The sequence below is a fragment of the Chryseobacterium polytrichastri genome, from assembly GCF_900142445.1.
Taxonomy (GTDB): Bacteria; Bacteroidota; Bacteroidia; order Flavobacteriales; family Weeksellaceae; genus Chryseobacterium; species Chryseobacterium polytrichastri.
Genome location: NZ_FRAV01000021.1, coordinates 1 through 22,232 on the forward strand (window position 1 = coordinate 1; position 22,232 = coordinate 22,232).

General features: G+C 34.1%; 21 protein-coding genes. 8 read left to right on the forward strand and 13 right to left on the reverse strand.

Features of this window, described 5'->3' with window-relative positions:
• Positions 1 to 192: 192 nt before the first annotated feature.
• The 8 genes from BUB80_RS13590 to BUB80_RS13625 form a co-directional block, all read right to left on the reverse strand.
• Positions 193 to 2,466 carry a cation:proton antiporter gene (locus tag BUB80_RS13590; protein ID WP_083547166.1) on the reverse strand — a complete coding sequence of 758 codons (2,274 nt, stop codon included), beginning with the start codon at positions 2,464 to 2,466 and terminating at the stop codon, positions 193 to 195.
• 104 nt (positions 2,467 to 2,570) lie between these two features.
• On the reverse strand, positions 2,571 to 2,960 hold the full coding sequence (locus BUB80_RS13595; protein ID WP_073293716.1) for a hypothetical protein: 390 nt from the start codon (positions 2,958 to 2,960) through the stop codon (positions 2,571 to 2,573).
• Positions 2,961 to 3,068: 108 nt separating this feature from the next.
• Positions 3,069 to 3,779, reverse strand: coding sequence for a LytR/AlgR family response regulator transcription factor (locus BUB80_RS13600; protein ID WP_175549613.1), 711 nt, complete (start codon positions 3,777 to 3,779; stop codon positions 3,069 to 3,071).
• Positions 3,757 to 4,527: a histidine kinase gene (locus BUB80_RS13605; protein ID WP_083547160.1), complete on the reverse strand. Its 771-nt coding sequence runs from the start codon at positions 4,525 to 4,527 to the stop codon at positions 3,757 to 3,759. The genes BUB80_RS13600 and BUB80_RS13605 overlap by 23 nt, the downstream gene beginning before the upstream one ends.
• 139 nt (positions 4,528 to 4,666) lie before the next feature.
• Positions 4,667 to 5,038: a hypothetical protein gene (locus tag BUB80_RS13610; RefSeq protein WP_073293722.1), complete on the reverse strand. Its 372-nt coding sequence runs from the start codon at positions 5,036 to 5,038 to the stop codon at positions 4,667 to 4,669.
• Positions 5,038 to 6,231, reverse strand: a complete 1,194-nt coding sequence (locus BUB80_RS13615) for an alanine dehydrogenase (RefSeq protein ID WP_073293724.1) — start codon at positions 6,229 to 6,231, stop codon at positions 5,038 to 5,040. Before BUB80_RS13615 ends, BUB80_RS13610 begins: the two co-directional genes overlap by 1 nt.
• Positions 6,232 to 6,303: 72 nt before the next feature.
• A complete protein-coding gene (gene tsaE, locus BUB80_RS13620) occupies positions 6,304 to 6,711 on the reverse strand; it encodes a tRNA (adenosine(37)-N6)-threonylcarbamoyltransferase complex ATPase subunit type 1 TsaE (protein WP_073293726.1) in 408 nt (135 codons plus the stop codon).
• Positions 6,701 to 7,279: a hypothetical protein gene (locus BUB80_RS13625; protein ID WP_073293728.1), complete on the reverse strand. Its 579-nt coding sequence runs from the start codon at positions 7,277 to 7,279 to the stop codon at positions 6,701 to 6,703. The genes tsaE and BUB80_RS13625 overlap by 11 nt, the downstream gene beginning before the upstream one ends.
• Before the next feature lie 119 nt (positions 7,280 to 7,398).
• Here BUB80_RS13625 and dnaG point away from each other — a divergent pair, with 119 nt between their 5' ends.
• The 4 genes from dnaG to BUB80_RS13645 all read left to right on the forward strand — a co-directional run bounded on the left by dnaG (position 7,399) and on the right by BUB80_RS13645 (position 13,238).
• Positions 7,399 to 9,375, forward strand: coding sequence for a DNA primase (dnaG, locus tag BUB80_RS13630; RefSeq protein ID WP_073293730.1), 1,977 nt, complete (start codon positions 7,399 to 7,401; stop codon positions 9,373 to 9,375).
• Positions 9,376 to 9,430: 55 nt separating this feature from the next.
• Positions 9,431 to 10,120, forward strand: a complete 690-nt coding sequence (gene clpP, locus BUB80_RS13635; RefSeq protein WP_073293732.1) for an ATP-dependent Clp endopeptidase proteolytic subunit ClpP — start codon at positions 9,431 to 9,433, stop codon at positions 10,118 to 10,120.
• Between the two features lie 530 nt (positions 10,121 to 10,650).
• A complete protein-coding gene (locus BUB80_RS13640) occupies positions 10,651 to 11,610 on the forward strand; it encodes an IS110 family RNA-guided transposase (protein WP_073293734.1) in 960 nt (319 codons plus the stop codon).
• 359 nt (positions 11,611 to 11,969) lie between these two features.
• Positions 11,970 to 13,238: an esterase-like activity of phytase family protein gene (locus tag BUB80_RS13645; RefSeq protein WP_073293736.1), complete on the forward strand. Its 1,269-nt coding sequence runs from the start codon at positions 11,970 to 11,972 to the stop codon at positions 13,236 to 13,238.
• A 126-nt stretch (positions 13,239 to 13,364) separates the two neighbouring features.
• Here BUB80_RS13645 and BUB80_RS13650 read toward each other — a convergent pair whose 3' ends face one another.
• On the reverse strand, positions 13,365 to 14,135 hold the full coding sequence (locus BUB80_RS13650; RefSeq protein WP_228433812.1) for a terpene synthase family protein: 771 nt from the start codon (positions 14,133 to 14,135) through the stop codon (positions 13,365 to 13,367).
• 648 nt (positions 14,136 to 14,783) lie between these two features.
• Between BUB80_RS13650 and BUB80_RS13655 the strand changes: the two genes are divergently transcribed.
• Complete coding sequence (locus BUB80_RS13655) at positions 14,784 to 15,005, forward strand: hypothetical protein (RefSeq protein ID WP_073293740.1); 222 nt, start codon at positions 14,784 to 14,786, stop codon at positions 15,003 to 15,005.
• Between the two features lie 58 nt (positions 15,006 to 15,063).
• On the opposite strand, the gene tpiA is transcribed toward BUB80_RS13655, so the two are convergent.
• The 4 genes from tpiA to BUB80_RS13675 form a co-directional block, all read right to left on the reverse strand.
• Positions 15,064 to 15,825, reverse strand: a complete 762-nt coding sequence (gene tpiA / locus BUB80_RS13660) for a triose-phosphate isomerase (RefSeq protein WP_073293742.1) — start codon at positions 15,823 to 15,825, stop codon at positions 15,064 to 15,066.
• Between the two features lie 65 nt (positions 15,826 to 15,890).
• A complete protein-coding gene (locus BUB80_RS13665) occupies positions 15,891 to 16,241 on the reverse strand; it encodes a hypothetical protein (protein ID WP_073293744.1) in 351 nt (116 codons plus the stop codon).
• 80 nt (positions 16,242 to 16,321) lie between these two features.
• A complete protein-coding gene (locus tag BUB80_RS13670; protein ID WP_073293746.1) occupies positions 16,322 to 17,434 on the reverse strand; it encodes a BT_3928 family protein in 1,113 nt (370 codons plus the stop codon).
• A 2-nt stretch (positions 17,435 to 17,436) separates the two neighbouring features.
• On the reverse strand, positions 17,437 to 18,003 hold the full coding sequence (locus BUB80_RS13675) for a DUF1599 domain-containing protein (protein ID WP_054510147.1): 567 nt from the start codon (positions 18,001 to 18,003) through the stop codon (positions 17,437 to 17,439).
• Positions 18,004 to 18,256: 253 nt separating this feature from the next.
• On the opposite strand from BUB80_RS13675, the gene folP reads away from it, so the two are divergent.
• From folP to ilvD, 3 genes are all read left to right on the forward strand, one after another.
• Positions 18,257 to 19,120 carry a dihydropteroate synthase gene (gene folP, locus BUB80_RS13680; protein WP_073293748.1) on the forward strand — a complete coding sequence of 288 codons (864 nt, stop codon included), beginning with the start codon at positions 18,257 to 18,259 and terminating at the stop codon, positions 19,118 to 19,120.
• A 345-nt stretch (positions 19,121 to 19,465) separates the two neighbouring features.
• Positions 19,466 to 20,338 carry a branched-chain amino acid transaminase gene (locus BUB80_RS13685; protein ID WP_073293750.1) on the forward strand — a complete coding sequence of 291 codons (873 nt, stop codon included), beginning with the start codon at positions 19,466 to 19,468 and terminating at the stop codon, positions 20,336 to 20,338.
• Positions 20,339 to 20,550: 212 nt separating this feature from the next.
• Positions 20,551 to 22,227, forward strand: a complete 1,677-nt coding sequence (gene ilvD / locus BUB80_RS13690) for a dihydroxy-acid dehydratase (RefSeq protein WP_073293752.1) — start codon at positions 20,551 to 20,553, stop codon at positions 22,225 to 22,227.
• Positions 22,228 to 22,232: the final 5 nt, after the last annotated feature.

The following is a 22,232-nucleotide window of genomic DNA, read 5'->3' on the forward strand; positions in this document are numbered from 1 at the left end:
TTCCATCAAGTGTGTTATATGATAAAATTAATAAAAAAAGATTTCTTACACCTTAGTTTTGATGTTAAATTTGAGAAATTGTAGTAGAACTACGATTGGATAAAAGTATGGTTTTGGAGTTTGATTAATAGAAGTATAACAAAAAAACCAACTCGTAAAGTTGGTTTTCTTATAATGAAAATCTAAATCAATTTATGGATTTGAAATGATTAACGTTGATGGAATATCCGATAACCAAAGACTTTTTGTGTCAATTAAGCTTTTCCAGCTTTTGCTGCTGATTAGCATTAAATCTTGAGAATCTAGAAATTCTTTCTCGATTTTCTTCTCATTATATAGGGTGATGTGATTAGGGGCAACTTGTTCTATACTTCTGATTAATTCTTTAACCTCAACATTGCTTCTAATCTGTCCTCCGGCATCCAGAATAATGACCTGAGAATTGTTATTGTTGATTAGTCTTTTCGCATATTCTAGCAAATAAAAATCACTTAAATTAAAGATGGGTACAAATACTCTTTCAGCCGATTTAAAGTCTTTCTCAACCAAAACGCCAACCGGAATATTTGTTTTATCCAAGATCTGCAAAGTAAAATCGTCAAAAGGGGAGTTGTTGAAAATATTACCTTTTCCTTTTACTGTATTTAAAAGCTTTTCGGGGTTAATGATTTTGGTGGTAAAACCTAATAATCTGCCGAGTAAACTTCCTTCATACATTGATTTTCCAAGCATGATCAGGAGTAAATCATAATTTCCTTTATTGGTAATATGAGTCAGCTCATTTTCAATATCTGTTGAAGCTTTGAAAAGGGTTGTTACCTCTAATTGAAGATCATGTGAGGTTTCAATAACATTTTTAAACTGTTCATTTTCATATTCATCAATCTCATAAGCGTGCATTTCGTCTACAGGAGCAATATTCATTGCGGTGATGCTCTTATTTCCGTTCATCTTATTGGTGAAATCGTGTGCCAATTTTAATAAAGTACTTCCGGATTCCGGGTTATCAAACGATAGGAGAACACGGTATTTAGGATCATTGTCATCTTGGGGTTCATCTTCATCTTTTTTAGATTTGAAAATATAATTGATGAAATCTAGAGCAGGCCCGGTCATAAAAGTAGTGAATAATGCCATAATAACCATCATTGCAAAGATCTCAGGACTTAGAACGCCTAAATCATATCCAATGTTCAGAACAATTAACTCCATTAAACCTCTGGTGTTCATTAAGGCTCCAATGGTTAAGCTTTCTTTCCAATTGATTCCGAGGAATTTTGCGGCCAATGCACTTCCTACAAACTTTCCTATTACGGCTGTTAGAATAATGAAACCGGCGATCATCCATAAATGGCCGTCATTTAGTAGTCCTATTTGCGTACGAAGCCCTGTAAATACAAAGAATAATGGAAGTAAAAGAACCAATGCAACATCTTCTACTTTATCAATGAACATAGTACGGAATTTCGCATTTTCAGGCATGATTGCTCCCGCCATAAAAGCTCCAAATAAAGCATGGATTCCGATAACTTCTGTTACATATGAAGAAAGTATTAATGTAAGAAAGAAAATAGCAACCATCGGTTTGTTGATGGTATTTTTACCTGCTTGCAAGTCGCCAATTCTTTTAAGGAATGGTCTTATAATTTTGATCATTAAAAATACATATCCAATCGCCATGATAATCACGTAGATTGAACTTGCAAAAGAACCTGCTTTTACAATAGCAATAACGGCTGCCAAAATACACCAAGCGGTAATATCATCGGCTGCTGCACAGGTAATAACAACGGTCCCTAGTTTTGTTTTTTGGAGATTTCTCTCCTGAACAATTCTTGCCAATACCGGAAAAGCGGTAATACTCATAGCGATGGCTATAAATAAAGCAAAGGAGGTGAATTGAATTCCGTCAGGAGCAAATTCTTTATAGATGAAATAGGATAGCCCAATTCCTAACGCAAATGGTATAATTATACTTGCATGGCTTATGACTACAGCATCATGAGCTTTTTTTCTCAAAACACTCAAATCAAGTTCCATTCCTACGATATACATGAAAAGAATTAATCCTATCTGACTCAGAAACTGTAGATTACCTAACGATTCTTTTGGGAAAAGGAAGGTTGAGAATTCTGGGAAATACATTCCTAAAAGGGATGGTCCTAGAACAATACCTGCGATCATTTCTCCAATTACCGTGGGTTGTTTTATTTTCATACAAAACCATCCGAACAGTCTCGCAACTAGAATAATAGTAACGATTTGTGCTAATAACAAAGCGAGCGGATGATGCAGATTGGCTTTAAAAGATTCTACAAAGTTCTCCCAAGTAGAGCCTGTACTTGTTTTTACAATAATATTTTCTCCCACTTCTAATGATTGTCCTTCTACAATGAAGTAATACATAAGACCGGAAAAAACGGCAATGGTAACAACGTAAAAAATTAGATTTCTATATTTCCCCAAATTCATAATTCCAATATTTAAATGCAAAGTTGATAAGAATATAGTTATGTTAAATAATATTCTTTTTAAAATGTAATAAATGTCCTCAATAATGTAACGAAAAGTTATTTGAAAGAATAGCCCAATCCGATACCCACTTTCCATGCGCCGTTTTCTGCAGCGGTTTTAGAGTTGTAGTACACCGGAATCTGAAGAGCAATTTTTTTGTAAACCGCAGTAAGGCCTACGCCCAGATTAGGAGTAATCATACTGTTTTTGGTACCGGAAGATTTGTCTTCTTTAATTCTCAGTGACGGAAGCATTCCGAGGATGAATTTAACGTCTTTGTGCGTTACGCTTATATTAGGTCCTGTAAAATTAATAAAAGCCCCATGATCTACATATCCGGCCACTGCAACTCCGTCAAAAAATGCAGCTTTTATTTTAGGAGTTGATTCCTGAGAGAAGCACCATCCGGATATGAGAATTCCACAAACATAAAAAAGTTTTTTCACTGTCAAATTATTTAATCAATGCAAAAGTACGCTGACTAAATATTTTAAATAGGAGGGATGTAATGAAACGGATTAAATCTGTAATGAAATAGAAAACGTATGAAAAGTCTACTTTCCGAACATCTCCAATAATGAATTTTTATAGGTATCTCCAATTTGGAGTTTAATGAAATTTTCTCCGTCTACGGAGATTGAGGTGATGATTTCATTGGTAGAAAATACTTTGATGGAAGATAATGCAATGATTTCTTTTTTATTAACCTGTGCAAAATCTTTTGATGGAAGCATTTCCAGAAGAGATTTAAAACTGAGATTTTTCAGAACAATTGTTGTTCCATCATTCAGCATGATTTCTTTATCACGGCTGTCGATTTCTGAAGTTTTAATATAAGCGATCTGTTCTGTGAAGATGATGGTTTTCCCAATATTGGTATTCCATTCTATAAAATCCTTCTTTTGCGGTGCAGAAACTAATTCTTTGGCTTTCTCAAATGCCTGAATCAACCGTTCTTTTTTGATTGGTTTTCTCACATAATCCACCACATTTAAATCAAATGCTTCGGCAGCATATTCTTTATAAGCGGTTGTAAAGATGATTTTTTTTGAATCTGAGATAAGCTCTGCTACCTGAAGACCAGTCATGCCCGGCATTTCGATGTCTAAGATGCAGAGATTACAGTCAAGGTTACCAATTTCGTTCAGAAAAATTTTAGGATCGTTGAATGCTTTTACAACTTCTACATTCTCAATTTGTTCGCATAGAAGTTTTAAATAGCTGATTGCCAGTAATTCATCATCAAGAATAACGCATTTTATCATAGAATTCACCTAAATTAATTACCAATTCGGCTGTGAAGATACCATTTTTTGAACTTTTAGTAAGCTGATAATAATTGTTGTAGATCATTTTTAACCTTTGATCTAAAGACTGACTTCCAAATCCGCTTTTCTCTTTTTCCAATACATTCTTTAGGGAAGCTTTATTGCTTACTTTCATTGTGAAAATCCGGTCTTCCAATTCTAATTGAATAGAAATAAATGAGTCTTGCGCTAAGAAATCGGTATGTTTAAAAGCATTTTCAATAAGATCAACAGTAATTAAAGGAGCAAAAACCTTTTCTTCAAAAATTTCATCTGATTTATTAATTTTAGATTTAATTCTAAAGTCAAAAAGCGGATTGATTTTTATTTTATTAATCTCAATTAAGCTTAAAGCGAAAGTTAGTTCTTCTTTTGGACTTACAAATTTATTGTTGCTTTCGTATAAAATATAATCCAGAACATTCGCCAGTTTATCCAACGACATATAGGTTTGATAGGCGTGGGACTGAACAGAATTTAAGATGTTTTTAAATAAATGTGGGTTCAGTTTTGTACCAATATGTTCTAACTGAACTTCGTTTAATCTTTGTTCAATTAGTTTATTTGTTTCGAGAAGTTTTGTATTTCTTTGTTTGAATTTTTGATTCTGACTGAACAGATAAATACTCATCGTTAGAAAAACAAAAATAGCAAATACTCCAATGAATATCAGGTAATCATGAATCATGTAGTAATTGCCGTCCATTAGTTGTAATGTATTTTGGTTATTTTTTTAACGTCTAGTATTAGCGATGTCATGCTGAGCGGAGCCGAAGCATCCCTACATTGAATTTTAACGCAAAGGTTACAAAGTTCTTTTCGATTATAATTTGTTTTACGAAAATCTACTTCAACTTTTTTAAAGAATTCAGCGTTACAATTTCCTCACATTTTTCAAATGTAACCTCGTATGTTGGGTTTTCTTTTGGGTAAAATAACAAATAATCAGGACATGGTTTTTGTTGAGCATGACTTCTGTCAAAATCTATAGTACCATTGGTGATGATTTCGTCTTTTAAGAATTTTTCGTTGATTTTGTAGGTATTCATTTCGTTTTTAAAACTATCTGAATACTTAAAATCTTTAGAAAGAGTTTCTGCAATTACACGGCTGTTGGGTAAATAGCCACTGCAGCTTGCCCCTTTTTTGTTTAATATAAAAAATACGATAACTAGTCCTGGAATAAGACCAATCATATAAAACTTAAGCTTCTTCATTAGAAAATTAAAAGATTGATATCGTGATAAGTAAGTCCGAAACGGTCGCAGATTACTTTTTTAGTATGCCTTCCTTTGTACATATATAAACTCTGCTTCATTTCATTTTTGCGGGTTAGCATGTTTTCAAAACCGCCTTCTTCGTCGTAATTTAAAATATAAGAAAGGAAAAAGTTTGAGATCGCTTTTGTGGTTGTTCTTGGCATTTTTGATGTTAAGTTCGGAAGTCCGCAATGGATTACACCATGTTTGATAATGTAAGGATTTTCCATGGTGGTAAGCTCAGATGTTTCAATTACTTTCCCGTTATCGATAGTGATATCGATAATTACACTGCCTTTTTTCATTTTCATTACCATATCTTCGGTAACGATAGGCTGCATATTTAATCTTGGAAGAGCACCAATAACAACATCTGCACGTCGTAATGCTTTGCTTAGTTCCTTCGGATCAATAATCGAAGTAGGAACTCGGCTGTCAACAATACTGTGAAGTCTTCTTAATTTTGATAATGAGTTATCAAAAACTCTTACACTTGCTCCAAGACCGATGGCAGCTTTAGTTGCAAATTCACCTACGATTCCTGCGCCCAGAATAAGAACTTCAGAAGGACGAACTCCTGTAATCCCGCCTAACATTAATCCGTTGGATAATGCTAATAATTCAGAAGCGTATAGAATAGAAACGGTTCCTGCAATTTCGCCTACCAATCGTACTAATGCCAGTTGCTTGTATTCATCAACGATAAATTCAAAAGCGATAGCATTAATTTTTTTCTCTGCGAGTTTTAAGAAATATCCTTTCTCTCTTAAATTAATTTGCAGCGCCGATACCAAATAGGTATTCGGTTTCATAAAATCAATTTCGTCTTCTGTAGGAGGGTTTATTTTTAGAATAAGATCTTGTGTGAAAGCTTCTTTGGGATCATTCGTTATTTTTGCTCCGGATTCAGAATACTGTAAATCTGTAAAAAATGAACCTTGTCCGGCCCCAGATTCAATAATGATCTCATGGCCGTGCTCTACCAATACCTGTACGGCATCTGGAGTGATACATGTTCTTCTTTCGTGAAGACAGGTTTCTTTAGGAATACCAATACTGAATTGTCTTCCTTTTCTGATAACCTCCAACTTTTCCTCTTGCGGCATTAATTCTTCTTCAGTAAATGGAGTAAAAATATTTGTAGTACTCATTTTTGTAAACTAAATTATGTCTTACAGATAATTATTTGATGATTGAATTTATTCTACAAAGATACATAATATTTAGTCGAATGTGATTTCTCTTTCTTCTCCCGTGTTAACAATACTCATTGTATGATACTTAAGTCCGTAAAGCTCATCTTCATACACTTCAGGCCATTCTATAATGCATAAAAAAGCATTATCCAGATATTCTTCAATACCAATATCATACACTTCTTCAATACTTTTTAGGCGATACAAATCAAAATGAAAAATTTTTCCTTTGGGTGTATTGTATTCATTAACAATAGAATAAGTAGGAGAGTTTACCTCGTCTGTACTTCCTAGGTTTTTAAGCAAAACCTGTGTGAACGTTGTTTTTCCAGCGCCTAAATTTCCTTTTAGTAAAAGAATATTATATTTTATTTCAGGAATAATGTGGTCTACTATTTCCTGCCAGTCTTCAAGTTTATTGATTTTAAATTCCATTATAATTATAGTTTAATGTACTGTTTCTTGCTTCCTTTGTCATTAATCCCTGCTCTATATAGCAATTAAGCTGATTCGATATTTGTAGAAGTTCTCTCGGTTCTTTTATTTGAAATAAAATACGCTTTTCCTGATGATTTGAAAGTCTGATTTTAAGTGTATTGTTACAACCCTGTGAAAACATTCCGTCAGCTCCATTTCTCGGAATATATTTTCCTTTATAGTTGTTTTGTGTGATTTCAACATATTGTAAGTCTTTCGTCCAAAAAACTTCATTCTCAATTGTGATTTTTTCTTTTTCGAAAATTAATTTTCCATCTAATTTACCTTTTAATTGTTCATGAAACCAAACATTAATAAAAGCTCCTATAACTCCAATAATAATGGGAATATTAATCATTAATGAAAACCACTTTGGGATTTCTTTATCCGGTATTCTTAGAATATAAAGAACAAATGTAATGGCTAAAAACGGGACAAAGAGCAAAGTATAAAGTATTCTTTCTCTTGTCCAAACAAAGCCTTTTGCAGGTTTATAAATAGTGAAAAATTTATGATCATTTGCCATCAAAAATGATAAGATTTTAGTCTCAAAATAATTTTCAAAAATAAGGTTTTAGCAGGAAATTGTGTCCTTTTTAAGAATTTAAATTTACCATTGAAAAACTAATTCCTTATTTTTACACCATGATTTCTAAACAGACCATAGATAAAATATTCTCCACGATCAGAGTAGAAGAGATTGTGGGCGAATATGTGCAGTTGAAGAGGGCAGGGTCTAATTATAAAGGACTCAGTCCGTTCCATGAAGAAAAAACACCCAGTTTTGTAGTTTCTGCGAGTAAGCAGATATGGAAAGATTTTTCCAGTGGGCAAGGAGGGACAGCGATCTCTTTTTTAATGGAAATCGAAAACTTCACCTATCCTGAAGCACTGCGCCACGCAGCAAAAAAATACGGGATTGAAATTGAAGAAGATCAGCGTGAATATTCAGAAGAAGCAAAAAACGCTCAGTCTGAAAGAGATTTACTCTATAAAATTCATGAAATAGCCAATGATTATTATCAAAATTTTCTTTGGGAAGTTGACGAAGGAAGATCTATTGGTTTAGCCTATTTTAAAGAGCGTGAACTAAAGGATGATATCATTAAAAAATTCCAATTGGGATATTCTCCTGAAAAGAAAAATGCTTTTACCGCTTTTGCTTTAGAGAAAGGATATGCAAAAGAAATTTTAGAGAAATCCGGGCTTTCTATTTTTCCTGAAAATTCTCCTGCAGGAATCGACCGTTTTCGTGAAAGGGTAATTTTCCCAATTCATAGTTTTTCGGGCAGGGTGCTTGGTTTTGGAGCCAGAATTCTTAGAAATAACGTTAAAACAGCAAAATATCTCAACTCGCCTGAAACGGAGATTTATCATAAGTCTAATGTTTTGTATGGCTTAAACCAAGGAAAACAGGCGATTTCAAGAAAAAATATTTGTCTTTTGGTAGAAGGATATATGGATGTAATTTCACTTCATATGTCGGGTATTGAAAATGTTGTGGCAAGTTCAGGAACTTCTTTAACCACGGAGCAAATTAAGCTTATCAAGAGATTGACGGAAAACGTAACGATTCTTTTTGATGGAGATAATGCTGGGATTAAAGCGAGTTTCCGAAGCATTGATATGTTACTTACAGAAGGGATGAACATTCGTGTTCTTTTATTCCCGGAAGGTGATGACCCCGATTCTTTTGCGAGAAAACATCCACAAGATTATGTTGAAAAATTCATCGAAAATGAAGCGATGGATTTTATTGATTTTAAAGCAGAGATCCTTTTAAAAGATGCGGGAAGTGATCCGATAAAGAAAGCAGACGCCATCAGGAATATCGTAAAATCGGTTTCTTTTGTACAGAACGCGCTTAAAAGAGAGGTTTATCTAAAAGAAGTTTCCAATAAATTTGGGTTGTCTGAGCAGAGTTTGTTTAATGAGCTGGATGTTCAAAGACAGGTTACACAAAATCAGACGCAACATGTTCAGCAGCAGAAAGAACAGAAGCCTGCGAAATTAGAAATTGTACCCAAGCCAGAGAATGAGATAGATTCTGTACAGTTTAATATTCTTCATCAAGAAAATAAGTTGATAGATACGATGCTCATGTTTGGTGACGTAGTTCTTCACAGAGAAAATGACAAGAATGAAGAATATGAAGTAACGGTAATTGAGGAAATTCTTAATCATTTTGAAGAAGAACAATATGAATTCCAGATAGAAACCAATCAAAAAATCATCAATAATATCAAAGAAGGTATTGAGCATGATGAATTAAGATCAGGAAGTTTTTTTATCACGTTGATGGATGCGGATATTACTTTAAAAGTAGCAGACGCTTTAATGCATCCTAATGAATTGAGTGACTGGGCTACCCGAAATATATTTCCACCCAATATGGGAGATCACATTGCTGAAGAAGTGGAAAATAACATCTTAATTCACAAATATTATTATATTCACGTAATGATCAAGCAAACGACAGCAGATCTTGAAGAATATCGTGACACCAATTCGGAAAAGTATTTTGATGCAATCAAGAAAATTATGATGCTAAACGACTTCTCTAAACAGATTATTGAAAAAATAGGCTGGTCGCCTGTGACAAAAAGTCCTATAAAATTTTAGGAATAATAGTTGTAATTTACATCTCAAATAAATTTTAAATAATACGAATAGAAATATGGACATTAAAAAAGAATTCAGAGATTTCTCTGTAAAGCATTTAGGAAACAGCGGTCTTGCTACCGATCAGTATATGGGAATGTATGGTCCAACCAATCTTACACCGTACATCATGGAAGAAAGAAGAATGAACGTAGCTCAAATGGACGTTTTTTCTCGTTTGATGATGGACAGGATTATCTTCCTGGGAACAGGAATTGATGATCAGGTTGCTAATATCGTAACTGCACAGCTTTTGTTCTTGGAGAGTTCAGATCCTTCAAAAGACATTCAGATTTACATCAATTCTCCTGGAGGAAGTGTATATGCAGGATTAGGAATTTATGACACGATGCAGATCATTAAGCCTGATGTAGCAACAATCTGTACAGGTATTGCAGCTTCAATGGGAGCGGTATTGCTTGTTGCAGGAGAAAAAGGAAAGCGTTCTGCGCTTAAGCATTCAAGAGTAATGATTCACCAGCCTTCAGGAGGTGCACAGGGTGTGGCTTCTGATATGGAGATCAACTTAAGAGAAATGTTGAAATTGAAAAAAGAATTATATGACATTATTTCTGAACATTCAGGTCAATCATACGAATGGGTAGAAAAAGCGTCAGACAGAGATTACTGGATGACTTCTACTGAAGCAAAAGACTTCGGAATGGTAGATGAGGTTTTACAGAGAGCAACAAAAGAAAAGAAATAATTTTCTTTGAAAGATAATTACGAGAAACGCGTCAATTTTGGCGCGTTTTTTCTTTTTTACAAAGATCAACTTTACGGTTAGTTGTTATTCTGACGAAGGAAGAATCTAAATATCATTTATATTTTTTAGAAGCTAGTCCAGCTATCCACTATTACTCCTCGCGCCATTTCTTTCCCAAGGCTTGCTGTGGGGTAGCCGTTTCTATCTGGGCTAGGGTATTTGTCGCCATTACAAAATTCAGTCATTGCGAGAAGTGAAGCGACGAAGCAATCTCAAAATCCTTTTAATAGCATATTCTCATTACCCATAAAATTTGTCATCCTATGTTTGTAAAATATTAATTTTATTAAACAAAAGGAAAAGAGAGTGAAGAATAAGGTTATAAATTGTCATTAGTCTTCAAGACCTTCCGGAATGTTAATCCCTTTACTCTTTTTACTACCGAGTCTGAACAGATCATTAGGCAAAAAGCCTGTATTTAGGATAGATAGACAAGTGTAGTATTTCTCTTTTCCTGTAAAAGTATAGTTATGAGTAAAATTATAGGAATTGACATTAGTAAACAAGTTTTTGATGTAAGTTTTTTGGAAGAGAACCTTTGGAAGCATCAGGTTTTAAAAAACAATTTATCAGGTTTTGAAAAATTGATATCCTTCGTTGAAAAAGAAGATTTTGTAGTGATGGAAGCTTCCGGTACTTATTATCTTCCACTAGCAGAGTATCTCTATTCACAAGAGATTAATGTAGTGGTAGCAAATCCACTCTCGATAAAACGTTATGCTCAATCAAGACTAAAACGTGCCAAAACGGATAAAGCAGATTCTAAGGTTATCGCTGAATATGGAAAAAAGAATCTAGATGATTTGAGTTTGTGGAGCCCTGAAAGTAAAGTATGTATCAGAATTCGTCAAATGCATACAAGAATCGAAATGATTCAGAAGCAGATAAGTCAAACTTATAATCAGCTAGAGGCATTTTTAAGCAGCGGTTTTCTGGATGAAAAGCTAGAAAAAGAAATACAAGAGTCACTAGAACAGCTTCAAATAGGAAAGAAAATGCTGGAATCTGAGATAGAAAAGCTGGCTTTGGAGGAATTTGGAGTAACAATAAAATGTCTTACCAGTATTCCTGGAATTGGTATGAAAACGGCCATTATGCTGGTTGTAATTACGGATAACTTTAAGAAGTTCGAACATTACAAACAACTCATTGCTTTTGTAGGATTCAGTCCTCGGATTTATGAAAGTGGAAGCAGTGTGCGAGGAAGATCAAGTATTTGTAAGATGGGTAAATCTCAGATCAGAAAGCTATTGTATCTATGCAGCTGGTCAGCCAAACGTTGGAATAAAAAATGTAAAGAAATGTATGAAAGACTTATCACAAATGGAAAAGCTGAAAGAGTGGCAAAGATAGCTCTTGCCAATAAACTCTTAAAACAAGCATTTGCAATTGGAAAGAAAAAAGAAATATATAGAGAAGATTTTTGTTAAATAAGTTGCTTTTTAACACAGATCATTCCGGAGGAATCTAAACTCATTTTATAGAGATCGGATTGTGAAAAATCCTTGTGGAGATTCTTCCAGAATGACAAAAAATATACATATTTAATAGTGAAATTATACTTAGAAAGAACGGCAAAAATTCTTGGTGGCTGAGGTTCGCGAAGCCACCATTCCTATAACCATAGCCCCGATTGCAGAGAAAATTCTTTTTTTGAAAAAAAAAGATTGCAACGGAAAGCGGGAAATAGCTCCTAAAAAAAATAATAGACAAAAATTAAAACAGATTTATCATTCCATTCAAGATCAGTTTACATTCAGTACTTACTTTCGCTGCCATAAAAGTAACTATGAAAAAAATCCTATTACCAGTTCTTGCCTTTATGGCTTTAACGGCTTGTAACAATAATAACGATGATAATGTAAACAATCAGGATATCAACTATTCTAAACTTCCACAGGAGTTTCCGTTCACTACTCTGGCAACGGTAAATGGAATAGATGTGATTAATGGAGGTTTTGGATCTGGAGCAACAGCACATCCTACAAGAAAAGGAGAGTTTTATGTGATTACAGACCGAGGCCCGAATACAGCTTATTTAAGTGGAGTAAAATTTTTGGTTCCTAATTTTACGCCAACTATTATGCATTTTAAGATCAATGAGCAAGGTAATATTGAAGTAATTAAATACATCAAACTTAAAAATCCTTCAGGACAGCCTATTTCAGGTCGTCCAAACCCTGTTGGAATGGGAAGTACAGGAGAGACAGCGTATGATGTTGCGGGAAATGTATTACCAACGGATAATTATGGATTAGATAGTGAAAGTATTGTGGCAGCTGCAGATGGTACATTTTGGGTTTCGGATGAATACGGTCCACACATCGTTCATTATAATGCAGATGGAGTAGAGTTGGAAAGAATAAGCCCAATCGGAGTCAATACCGGACCAAGAAAATTACCGGCAGTTTTAGCCAAAAGAAGACCGAACAGAGGAATGGAAGGAATGTGTATGACGCCAGACGGAAAAATGTTAGTAGGCACCATGCAATCTACAATGTATGTTCCTAATAAAGCATTAGCAACGAATACAACATTAACAAGGATTGTAACTTTTGATCTTGCAACAGGGCAAACAAAACAATATCTATATAAGCAAAATGGTGGTGGTTCAGATTCTGTTTGTGATATTACAGCAATCAGCAACACCGAATTTTTAGTGATTGAAAGAGATGGTAACTTCGGTTCGCAAGGCGGAACTAAAAAAGTATACAGAATAAACTTAACGGGTGCTTCAGATGTAAGCGGAGCGGATCTTACAGCAGTTGATGGGTTAAAAATTAATAATAAAACGCTTGAGCAATCTACGTGGGATGAGATAAACACGGCAGGATTGAAACCTGTTTCCAAAACGTTGGCCGTTGACTTGGTAGCCAAAATAGGTTACGAGCATGATAAATTTGAAGGAATTGTTTATTTAGGAAATAACAAACTGGCTATTTTCAATGATGATGATTTCGGTGTTACAGATGACGGAAATGGAAACCCCAAGGCTAAGATTCTCCCTAAAACAGGGAAAGTAGACAAAGGAACAATGTATGTAGTCGATATTCAATAATTAGATTTTAAAAGAAAAGCGCATCAACTGATGCGCTTTTTTATCTAAATGTGTGAATTTTATTGATTCTTTCCATACCAAATAAATGGGTTTCAAAGCGGTATTGTCATTGTAAAAGATATTTGCCTATTCTCCCTGAGTGATAAATTCAGCATCTACATATCCTCCATTTACATAACGGGTTGTATCATTCGTATGCCAAGCATAAACGCCGGCTACCATAATGCCAAGATCCTGTACATAATCATACACCATGTTTTGCCATTTATCAAATGATGGTAAATTTTCCTGCAATAATAGAAACTCCTTTAAGTAATTATCATGAAGTTCAAGTGCCATCATATAAGCTTCATTTATGGAGGTTTTATGTTCCTGCTGTAATACTTTTACAAGATTCATAGTGTCACCTTCCCGATGAAGTTCCTTAGGTAAGGAAATAATATCATTATGTATTCCTATCATCATAGCACAGAGTGTATGAAGACGTTGTATGTGAGAATGCTCTAATACGTCATCAGGAAGCTGGCGATATTCTTTTTGCATTGCGACATATTTACAGAATGGTTGGGCCCCACTTGTAGCCTCACGAATAAGTAAATAAACAGCTAACGGAGGAATGGTATTGGTTCTATAATATACCCTTTCATCTGCATACCCAATCAGAACCTCATTCAATGATTTTATAAATTTCTTGTAGAGTCTTTCAGGCATTTCACAGGTAAGACAGTCTTGTCTTAGTACCCAGAATTGATGGAATATACCATTGTCAGTAGGTTCGTTAGTATCTTCTCCTGTAAGTAATAACATAATACGTTTACTTATTTCCATCATTTCACTGTGGGTACAAGTATCCCAATAATCATCCATCATAGCTCCATTAGCTGCGTAACTGGCCAAAGGGCGCAATTCTGCAAATGTTTTTAAAGAAGGGCAACCTCGGGATGCAATATCAGTCAAGTTATGTTTTTTGTGCTTTTCACGTGCTTCTTTGCTGTGGAAAATATACTCTCTGTCAATCCAGTCATAATACTCTTCCCGCTGTTGTTGAAAATCAGGGTGCATAGAATCGGGAAAAGGATATTTAGGTTTTGGGAGTTGCTGCAAACCAGCATAGAATTCTTCGTTTGAAATTGATGTTTTCATAGTATTTTGTTTTATGGTTATTGGTTATTTAAAAATAAAAAAAATATTAATATGTAAATCAATTAGTTGTGAATATTTTAAAACGAAAATATGAAATAATCTACATAAGTGTTTTTATCCTTTTGAATAAAGGGTTTGTATATCCGAAGTTTTTTTTTGGGAGGTAAATATCTGAAAATTAGTTCATAAAAAATCGTAATGTACTATAGAGGCATAACGGTTTTAATTTAACAACACGAAAAAGTCTCTGTGTTTTTGGAAGCTTTTTGTTCTTTATAATAGCTATATTTGTTAGTGTATAAAATGAGTTGAGGATAAGTTTTACATAGAATTTATAGTTTTCAAATCTGAAAATACAGATTCTTCGTATATAGTTTTTTAATACTAAATAACAGGCTGACTATGTCATCATCCAAAAATGATTTCTTACATCTTATTGAGATTGAGATTGAACAATTTTATGGAATTACAATTCCGGATTATACTGAAGAAGAAAAGATTATTTACCCACTTTTTAAATCTTTTTTCGGGATTTTCAAAAAAGAGCTTTGCGTTTATTTTTTATCTGGAAAAGCGGTTAATTACGAAGTTCATTATTTTATTTTTAACGTTAAAATATTCTAACCATATCCAAAAAAAACCACCAAATTTGGTGGTTTTCAATATTTTTTTATTTCTATTATTATGAATTAAATCCTTCAATAATCTTAGAAAAATCTTCTAATTTCAAAGCAGCTCCACCAATCAAACCACCGTCAATATCAGGTTGAGAGAAAATCTCTTTGGCATTGTCTGGTTTTACAGAACCACCGTAAAGGATAGAAACTTCGTCAGCAACTTCCTGTCCGTATTTTGCAGCGATGATGCTTCTGATGTGAGCGTGGATTTCCTGAGCTTGTTCAGGGCTTGCCGTTTCTCCGGTTCCGATTGCCCAAACTGGTTCGTAAGCAATTACTACTTTTTTAATTTCTTCTGCAGAAAGCGTGAAAAGAGCAACTTCAGTTTGGTTTTTTACCACTTCAAAATGTTGACCAGCTTTTCTTTGCTCTAAAGTTTCTCCGTTACAGTAAACAGGAATTAAACCTTTATCTAAAGCTAATTTTACTTTTACGTTACAGTGAGAATCTGTTTCTCCGTGATATTGTCTTCTTTCAGAGTGTCCGATTAAAGAACCTGTTGCATTAATTGATTCCAACATGTCAGCAGAGATTTCTCCTGTATAAGCGCCACTTACATGCTCGCTCATATCCTGAGAAAATACACCGATCTCATTTTTTTCGAAGATATCTTTTGCCATCATTAAGTATAAAGATGGAGGAGCGATCCAAACTTCACAGTTGGTTTTGTGGTTGTTTTTATAACTTAATAACTGAACCATCAATTGTTGAGCTTCAATTATGTTTTTGTTCATTTTCCAGTTTCCTGCAACTATTTTTCTTCTCATATTTTAATTATTTAAAATGTATTAAATATTTTTTCTATCGGTTGTGTGCTTGTCAATAGTATATATTACTCTAATTTCCAGATATTCTTCAGGTGCTTATAATATGTATGTTCTTCGTCAGTTACTTTATTATCTGCTTTTATCAATGTTTTGGCAAACTGAGCAAATTTCTTACGCTCTGTTTCTGTAGAATCATCATAGAAACATCCGGCATGGAACTCAAAATGATTTTTCCATTCTTCGGGTTGCAATAATGCAATAGTTTCCAACTCATCATCTAAGTTCATCTTGAACGGAAATTCGTCAGCTAAATACTGGTGAACAAGTATTCCTTCTTCGGGAGCAAATTCTCCGTCTACAGAAGAAAGGATCATTAATAAGTGGTAACCGGCGATGGGTTTATTTGATTTATGCATTGTATGTTTAGTGTTTAAAATTAATTGATAATGAATAGCTTTTATAATAATTACAATTGGCCATTCATCATTTACATGTATTATTTAATATAGTCTTTTGCAGGTTGTTTGTCTACAATTTTTCCTTTTTCTAAGATCAATACAAAAGGATTACTTCTTGCAATTGTTTTAATGGCAGTTCCGTCCATCATTGCATTTTTAATCGTTTTAAAAGTATTATGATCGGTTGAAACACCATAGATAACCGCTCCTTTTTGAGCATTAACTTTAGCCTCTAATTTTTGAAGTAAGTCTGCTGAAACTTCTTTCGGATGATAAGAGAAAACTAAGATTGCTTTTGGTGCATTAATGATCTCGTCATTAATTTCTTGTCCCGTAACATCTTCAATCTTAAACTTAGCGATTTCAGATTTATATCCTTCTTTTACTAAAACAGATTCGTTTTTTCCTTCCTCGATTTTCCAAGGAGAACCCTCTGCCCAATATTTTGTTTCTTTAATATAATCGTCCTGATTTATTTTTAAAATTTCTCCCGTTTTTTGATTTTTAAGAGAGTAAAAAGTTTTGTATTCAGACGGGTTTTTATTGATTTTTTCTTTTTCACCTTTAATATCGGTTCCTATTTTATAATCACGGAAATCAATTAAAGGTTCATGCATAATTCCTTGAGCCATAATGTAAATCATTCCCAAAGAAAACAGTCCTAAAAGAACATATTTAAATGTATTTGAAGGTTCTTTTTTAGAACTGAAAGTATAATCATCCTTTTTCTTAAACTCTTTTCTGTAAAGAATAAATACAATGATTAACCCAACCAAAAGTACAATGTCTTTAATGAAACTCTGCCAAGGGGTGAATTTGATGGCATCACCAAAACATCCGCAATCTGTTACCACATTGAAATAAGCTGAGTAAAAAGTAAGGAATCCAAAGAAGATACAAAGCGCGATAAGCGCTGAGAGCGTGAACTTCAGTTTTAACTTTAATAAAAGCATAAATCCAAGGAAAAGCTCTAAAACAACTACAATTATCGAAAATAATAAGGCAAATTTTTCTAAAAATGGCATGTTGAAAACAGAAGGAGCAAAGTACTCTTCCATTTTAAAAGAAAAACCTACCAAATCCACCGCTTTTACAAAGCCTGAAAGGATGAAAATAATAGCAATAATGAAACGTAATAGACCTTTGATCATGATTAAATAGTTTTAGATTGGAAGTTATCTTGTTTTTCAGAGAATTTTATCAGACAGAAAACGGCATAGTTCAGCATGTCGAAATAGTTGGCATCTAACCCTTCAGAAACGATGGTAACACCTTGGTTATCTTCAATTTGTTTTGTTCTTAAAACCTTTTGATAAATAAGATCCGTAATCGAAGAAATTCTCATATCTCTCCACGCTTCACCATAATCATGATTTTTTCTTTCCATTAAAGCCTGAGCTTCTTTGGAATATTTATCATACAGATTTAGGATCTCCTCTTTGTCTTCGTTAAAATCATTAGATAGCCCTTTTTCAAGCTGAATTAGCCCGATGATAGAGTAGTTTACAATTGCGATAAATTCACTTTCTTCACTTTCATCTATCATTTTTACATCAGTCATCTGTAACGTACGGATTCTGTTGACTTTAATGTAAATTTGATCCGTAATGGAGCTGGGTCTTAAAACCCTCCAAGCTGCACCATAATCCTGTAATTTTTTTGAAAATAAATCACGGCACTCATTGATAACTTTCTCGAACTGTATTGAAGTTTTTAGCATAAATTCTCTTAAACTTTCAAATATACGAATTAGCTTTTATCTAGCAGGATTCAAAAAGGAGTTTTTTATGGTTTGAGATTAGGAGAAAGGGAGTGTTTGAGAGTTGGAATTGACTTATCGTTAAAAGCTATTTAAAGTTGCAGGATATCGTTCTTAGTCCTTAAATTTGTATTGCTAAAGACCAACAATAATTACTTAGTATTTATAAATTGTATTTTTCTTAACTCTCAAACTCTCAAACTCTCAAACTCTCATGCACTCAAATACTCAAACTCATACGTCCTCATATTCTATCAATTGTAATGGAAGACTTGTTGATTTAACCAGTCCGAAAATCATGGGGATTTTAAATCTCACTCCGGATTCTTTTTCAGATGGCGGGAAATTTAATAATGAGAAATTGGCTTTACTCCATGCTGAGAAACTATTGAAAGAGGGCGCTGAGATTATTGATATTGGTCCGCAATCTACACGTCCTAATGCAGAATTTTTAAGCAGTGAAGAAGAGATTCGAAGAATAGGAACGTTAATTTCTCAAATCAAAAAAGAATTTCCTGAAGCTTTGATTTCGTTGGATACTTTTTATGCTGAAACTGTTAAGTTTGGCTTCAATGAAGGAATGGATATTATTAATGATATTTCAGGCGGGCAATATGATGGCGCCATGTTTGATACTGCTGCAGAAACAAAACTTCCTTATATCTTAATGCATGTGAATCCTTCTTATGAAACCATGCATGATAAAATACAATTTGAAGATATTACGTTGGAAATTAATCGGTATTTTTCTGAAAAAACAAGGCAGCTTCTTGAAAAAGGAGTTAAAGATATTATTTTAGATCCCGGTTTTGGTTTTGGTAAAACGGTTGAACACCAAGTGAAAATGATTAATGAAACAGAATATTTAGGTTTTGGAAGATGGCCATTATTGATTGGGATTTCCCGAAAATCATTTATCTATAAACCACTCGGAAAAACGGCGTTGGATATTAATGAAGAAACACAAAAACTTCACATGAAAGTATTAGATCAAGGTGCTAGAATTTTGAGAGTTCATGATGTTTTGGAAGCTCAAAAAACACTATTAGAATTTAACGCTAAAAAAAATAAAAGTTAAAAAAAGCTAAAAAATAGTGTGGAATATTAAAAAAATAATACCTTTACACCATGAATTTTACGAATCAGAAAAATATTATTGTCATTTCTATTATTAATACTATTGTCATTTAATAGTAAAGAGCGGTAGATATAACAGTAAAATTATTTTAAATTATATAGAGCCGCTTCATATTGAAGCGGCTTTTTTTATTCCAAAAATTATGTATCAATTAACAGCAATTATTATTGTCATTATTATTCCCTTACTAACGTGAGAAGGAAAAATATTGTCTATATATTTTAAGCCCTCTCACATTGTGAGAGGGCTTTTTTATTTCAACAAACTTTAAACTGAATAGTAAAAATGTATTACAACAACGAAACCCTCATTTATTTTAACGGAAAATTTGTAAAAGCAAAAGATGCGCAGACTGATCTTTATGGCCAATCACTTCACTATGGATATTCTGTTTTTGAAGGAATAAAATCTTATAAAACGGATCTTGGAACAAAGATCTTTAAAGCAGAAGAACATTATGACCGTTTGCGCCGTTCTGCAGAGTTGATGCATATTCCATTTTCTTATACCACTCAGGAACTTACAGATCTTACATATGAACTTTTAGAGCGTAACCGGTTGGATGACGCATATATTCGTCCGCTGGTTTTTTGCTCTCCTAATATGGGTTTAACCAAAGGAAAAGAATCTTACCTCACCATATTAGCATGGGAGTGGAACAATGGATATTTATCGGGTAGAGTCAGAGTTATGACTTCAAGTTTTCAGAGACCCAATCCTCAGGCTTTTTTAATGGAGGCAAAAGTAGGAGGGCATTATGTGAATTCAATTTTAGCCAGTCAGGAAGCGAAAGATAAAGGATATGATGAAGCTTTAGTATTGGATGAAAAAGAAAATGTTGCAGAAAGTTCGGGAGCCAATGTCTTCTACGAAAAAGGTGGTGTTCTTTTTACCCCGGCCAAAGGAAGTATACTGCCAGGTATCACACGACAGACTGTTTTTGAAATATGTAATGAACTCAATATTCCCGTTAAAGAAACCTTCTTTAAACCTGAAGAAATGAGAGGAGCCGATGCCGCTTTCTTTTGTGGAACAGCTGCTGAAATTGTAGGCTTAGATTCTCTGGACGATATTCCGTTTACTAAAAATTGGGATGATACGAAAAGCAAGGTGATACAAGACGCTTATCAGAAAGTGGTAAGAGTTCGGTCATTGTAAATTTTTGTAATGTAAATGATTGATAATTAAATAAATGTGTCTGTTTTTAAAACGTTTGGATATTGTATTTTTTATAAAATTGAAAATAAGAAAAATATTACAAACTGTAGTTTTGGATGAAAATTAAGTAAAAAAAATCATTTATGGTTTACAGAAAATGAAATTTCTGATACCATACTGAGAAATGATAAGAACAAAAAATGTAGGATAATATGTTAAATAAATATTCAAAAACCTTCACACAAAATACTGAACAGCCTGCAGCAAAAGCCATGTTGTACGGGATAGGATTTACAGATGAAGATATGCAAAAGGCTCAGGTCGGAATTGCAAGTATGGGATACGACGGTAATACCTGTAACATGCACCTTAATGATTTAGCGCAAATCGTTAAAAAAGGAACTTGGGAGCAAGGGCTGGCTGGTTTAGTATTCAATACTATCGGAGTAAGTGACGGTATGAGCAACGGAACAGATGGTATGCGCTATTCGTTAGTAAGCCGTGATGTTATTGCAGATAGTATTGAGGCAATATGTGGAGCGCAGTATTATGACGGATTAATCGCTTTGCCGGGTTGTGATAAAAATATGCCGGGAACCATCATGGCAATGGGAAGATTAAACAGACCTTCGATCATGGTATACGGCGGAACAATTGCCCCAGGATGCTACAAAGGAAATCAACTGAATATTGTTTCTGCTTTTGAAGCATTAGGACAAAAGATAGCAGGAGAGATCTCTGAAGAAGATTTTAATGGAGTGATTAAAAATTCTTGTCCAGGAGCAGGAGCTTGTGGAGGAATGTACACCGCTAATACCATGGCATCTGCCATTGAAGCACTAGGAATGAGTCTTCCATATTCATCATCAAACCCTGCAACAAGTCCGGAAAAACAAAACGAATGTTTAGAGGCGGGAGGTTATTTGAAAAAGTTATTAGAAAAAGATATTAAACCTTCTGATATCATGACTCGTAAAGCATTTGAAAATGCACTTCGTATCATCATCGTTTTGGGAGGAAGTACCAATGCCGTTCTGCATTTTATTGCAATGGCCAAAAGTGTAGATGTTGTGGTAACGCAGGATGATTTTCAAAAAATGAGCGACGTTACTCCAATGCTCGCCGATTTAAAACCTAGTGGAAAATATCTAATGCAGGATCTTCATGAACATGGAGGAATACCAGCAGTGATGAAATACCTTTTGAATGAAGGATTGCTTCATGGAGATTGTCTTACGGTGACAGGAAAGACGCTTGCGGAAAATTTAGAAGATATACCAAGCCTTGATTTCACAAAACAAAAAGTAATAAGACCAATTTCGGATCCTATAAAAGCCACAGGACATATAAGAATATTATATGGAAACCTTGCAGAGAAGGGAAGTGTTGCTAAAATAACAGGAAAAGAAGGCGAGAAGTTTTTAGGGAAAGCAAGAGTATTTGACGGAGAGAAAAATTTAATTGAAGGCATCAGAAACGGAAAAGTGCAGCACGGAGATGTGATTGTAATTCGTAATGAAGGACCAAAAGGTGCTCCCGGAATGCCAGAAATGTTAAAGCCTACAAGTGCTTTGATCGGTGCGGGTTTTGGAAATAGCGTAGCCTTAATTACCGATGGAAGGTTCAGTGGCGGAACGCATGGTTTTGTAGTGGGACATATTACTCCTGAAGCTCAGGAAGGAGGCTTGATTGCTTTTGTAGAAGATGATGACCTCATCGAAATAGATGCGGTAAACAATACCATACAGCTGAATGTTTCTGATGCAGAAATTGAAATTAGAAAACAAGGTTGGATAAAGCCGGCTTTGAAAGTTACAAAAGGACTGCTGTATAAATATGCATTAACAGTTTCTTCAGCGGCAGAAGGTTGCGTAACGGATGAAATATAAAATAA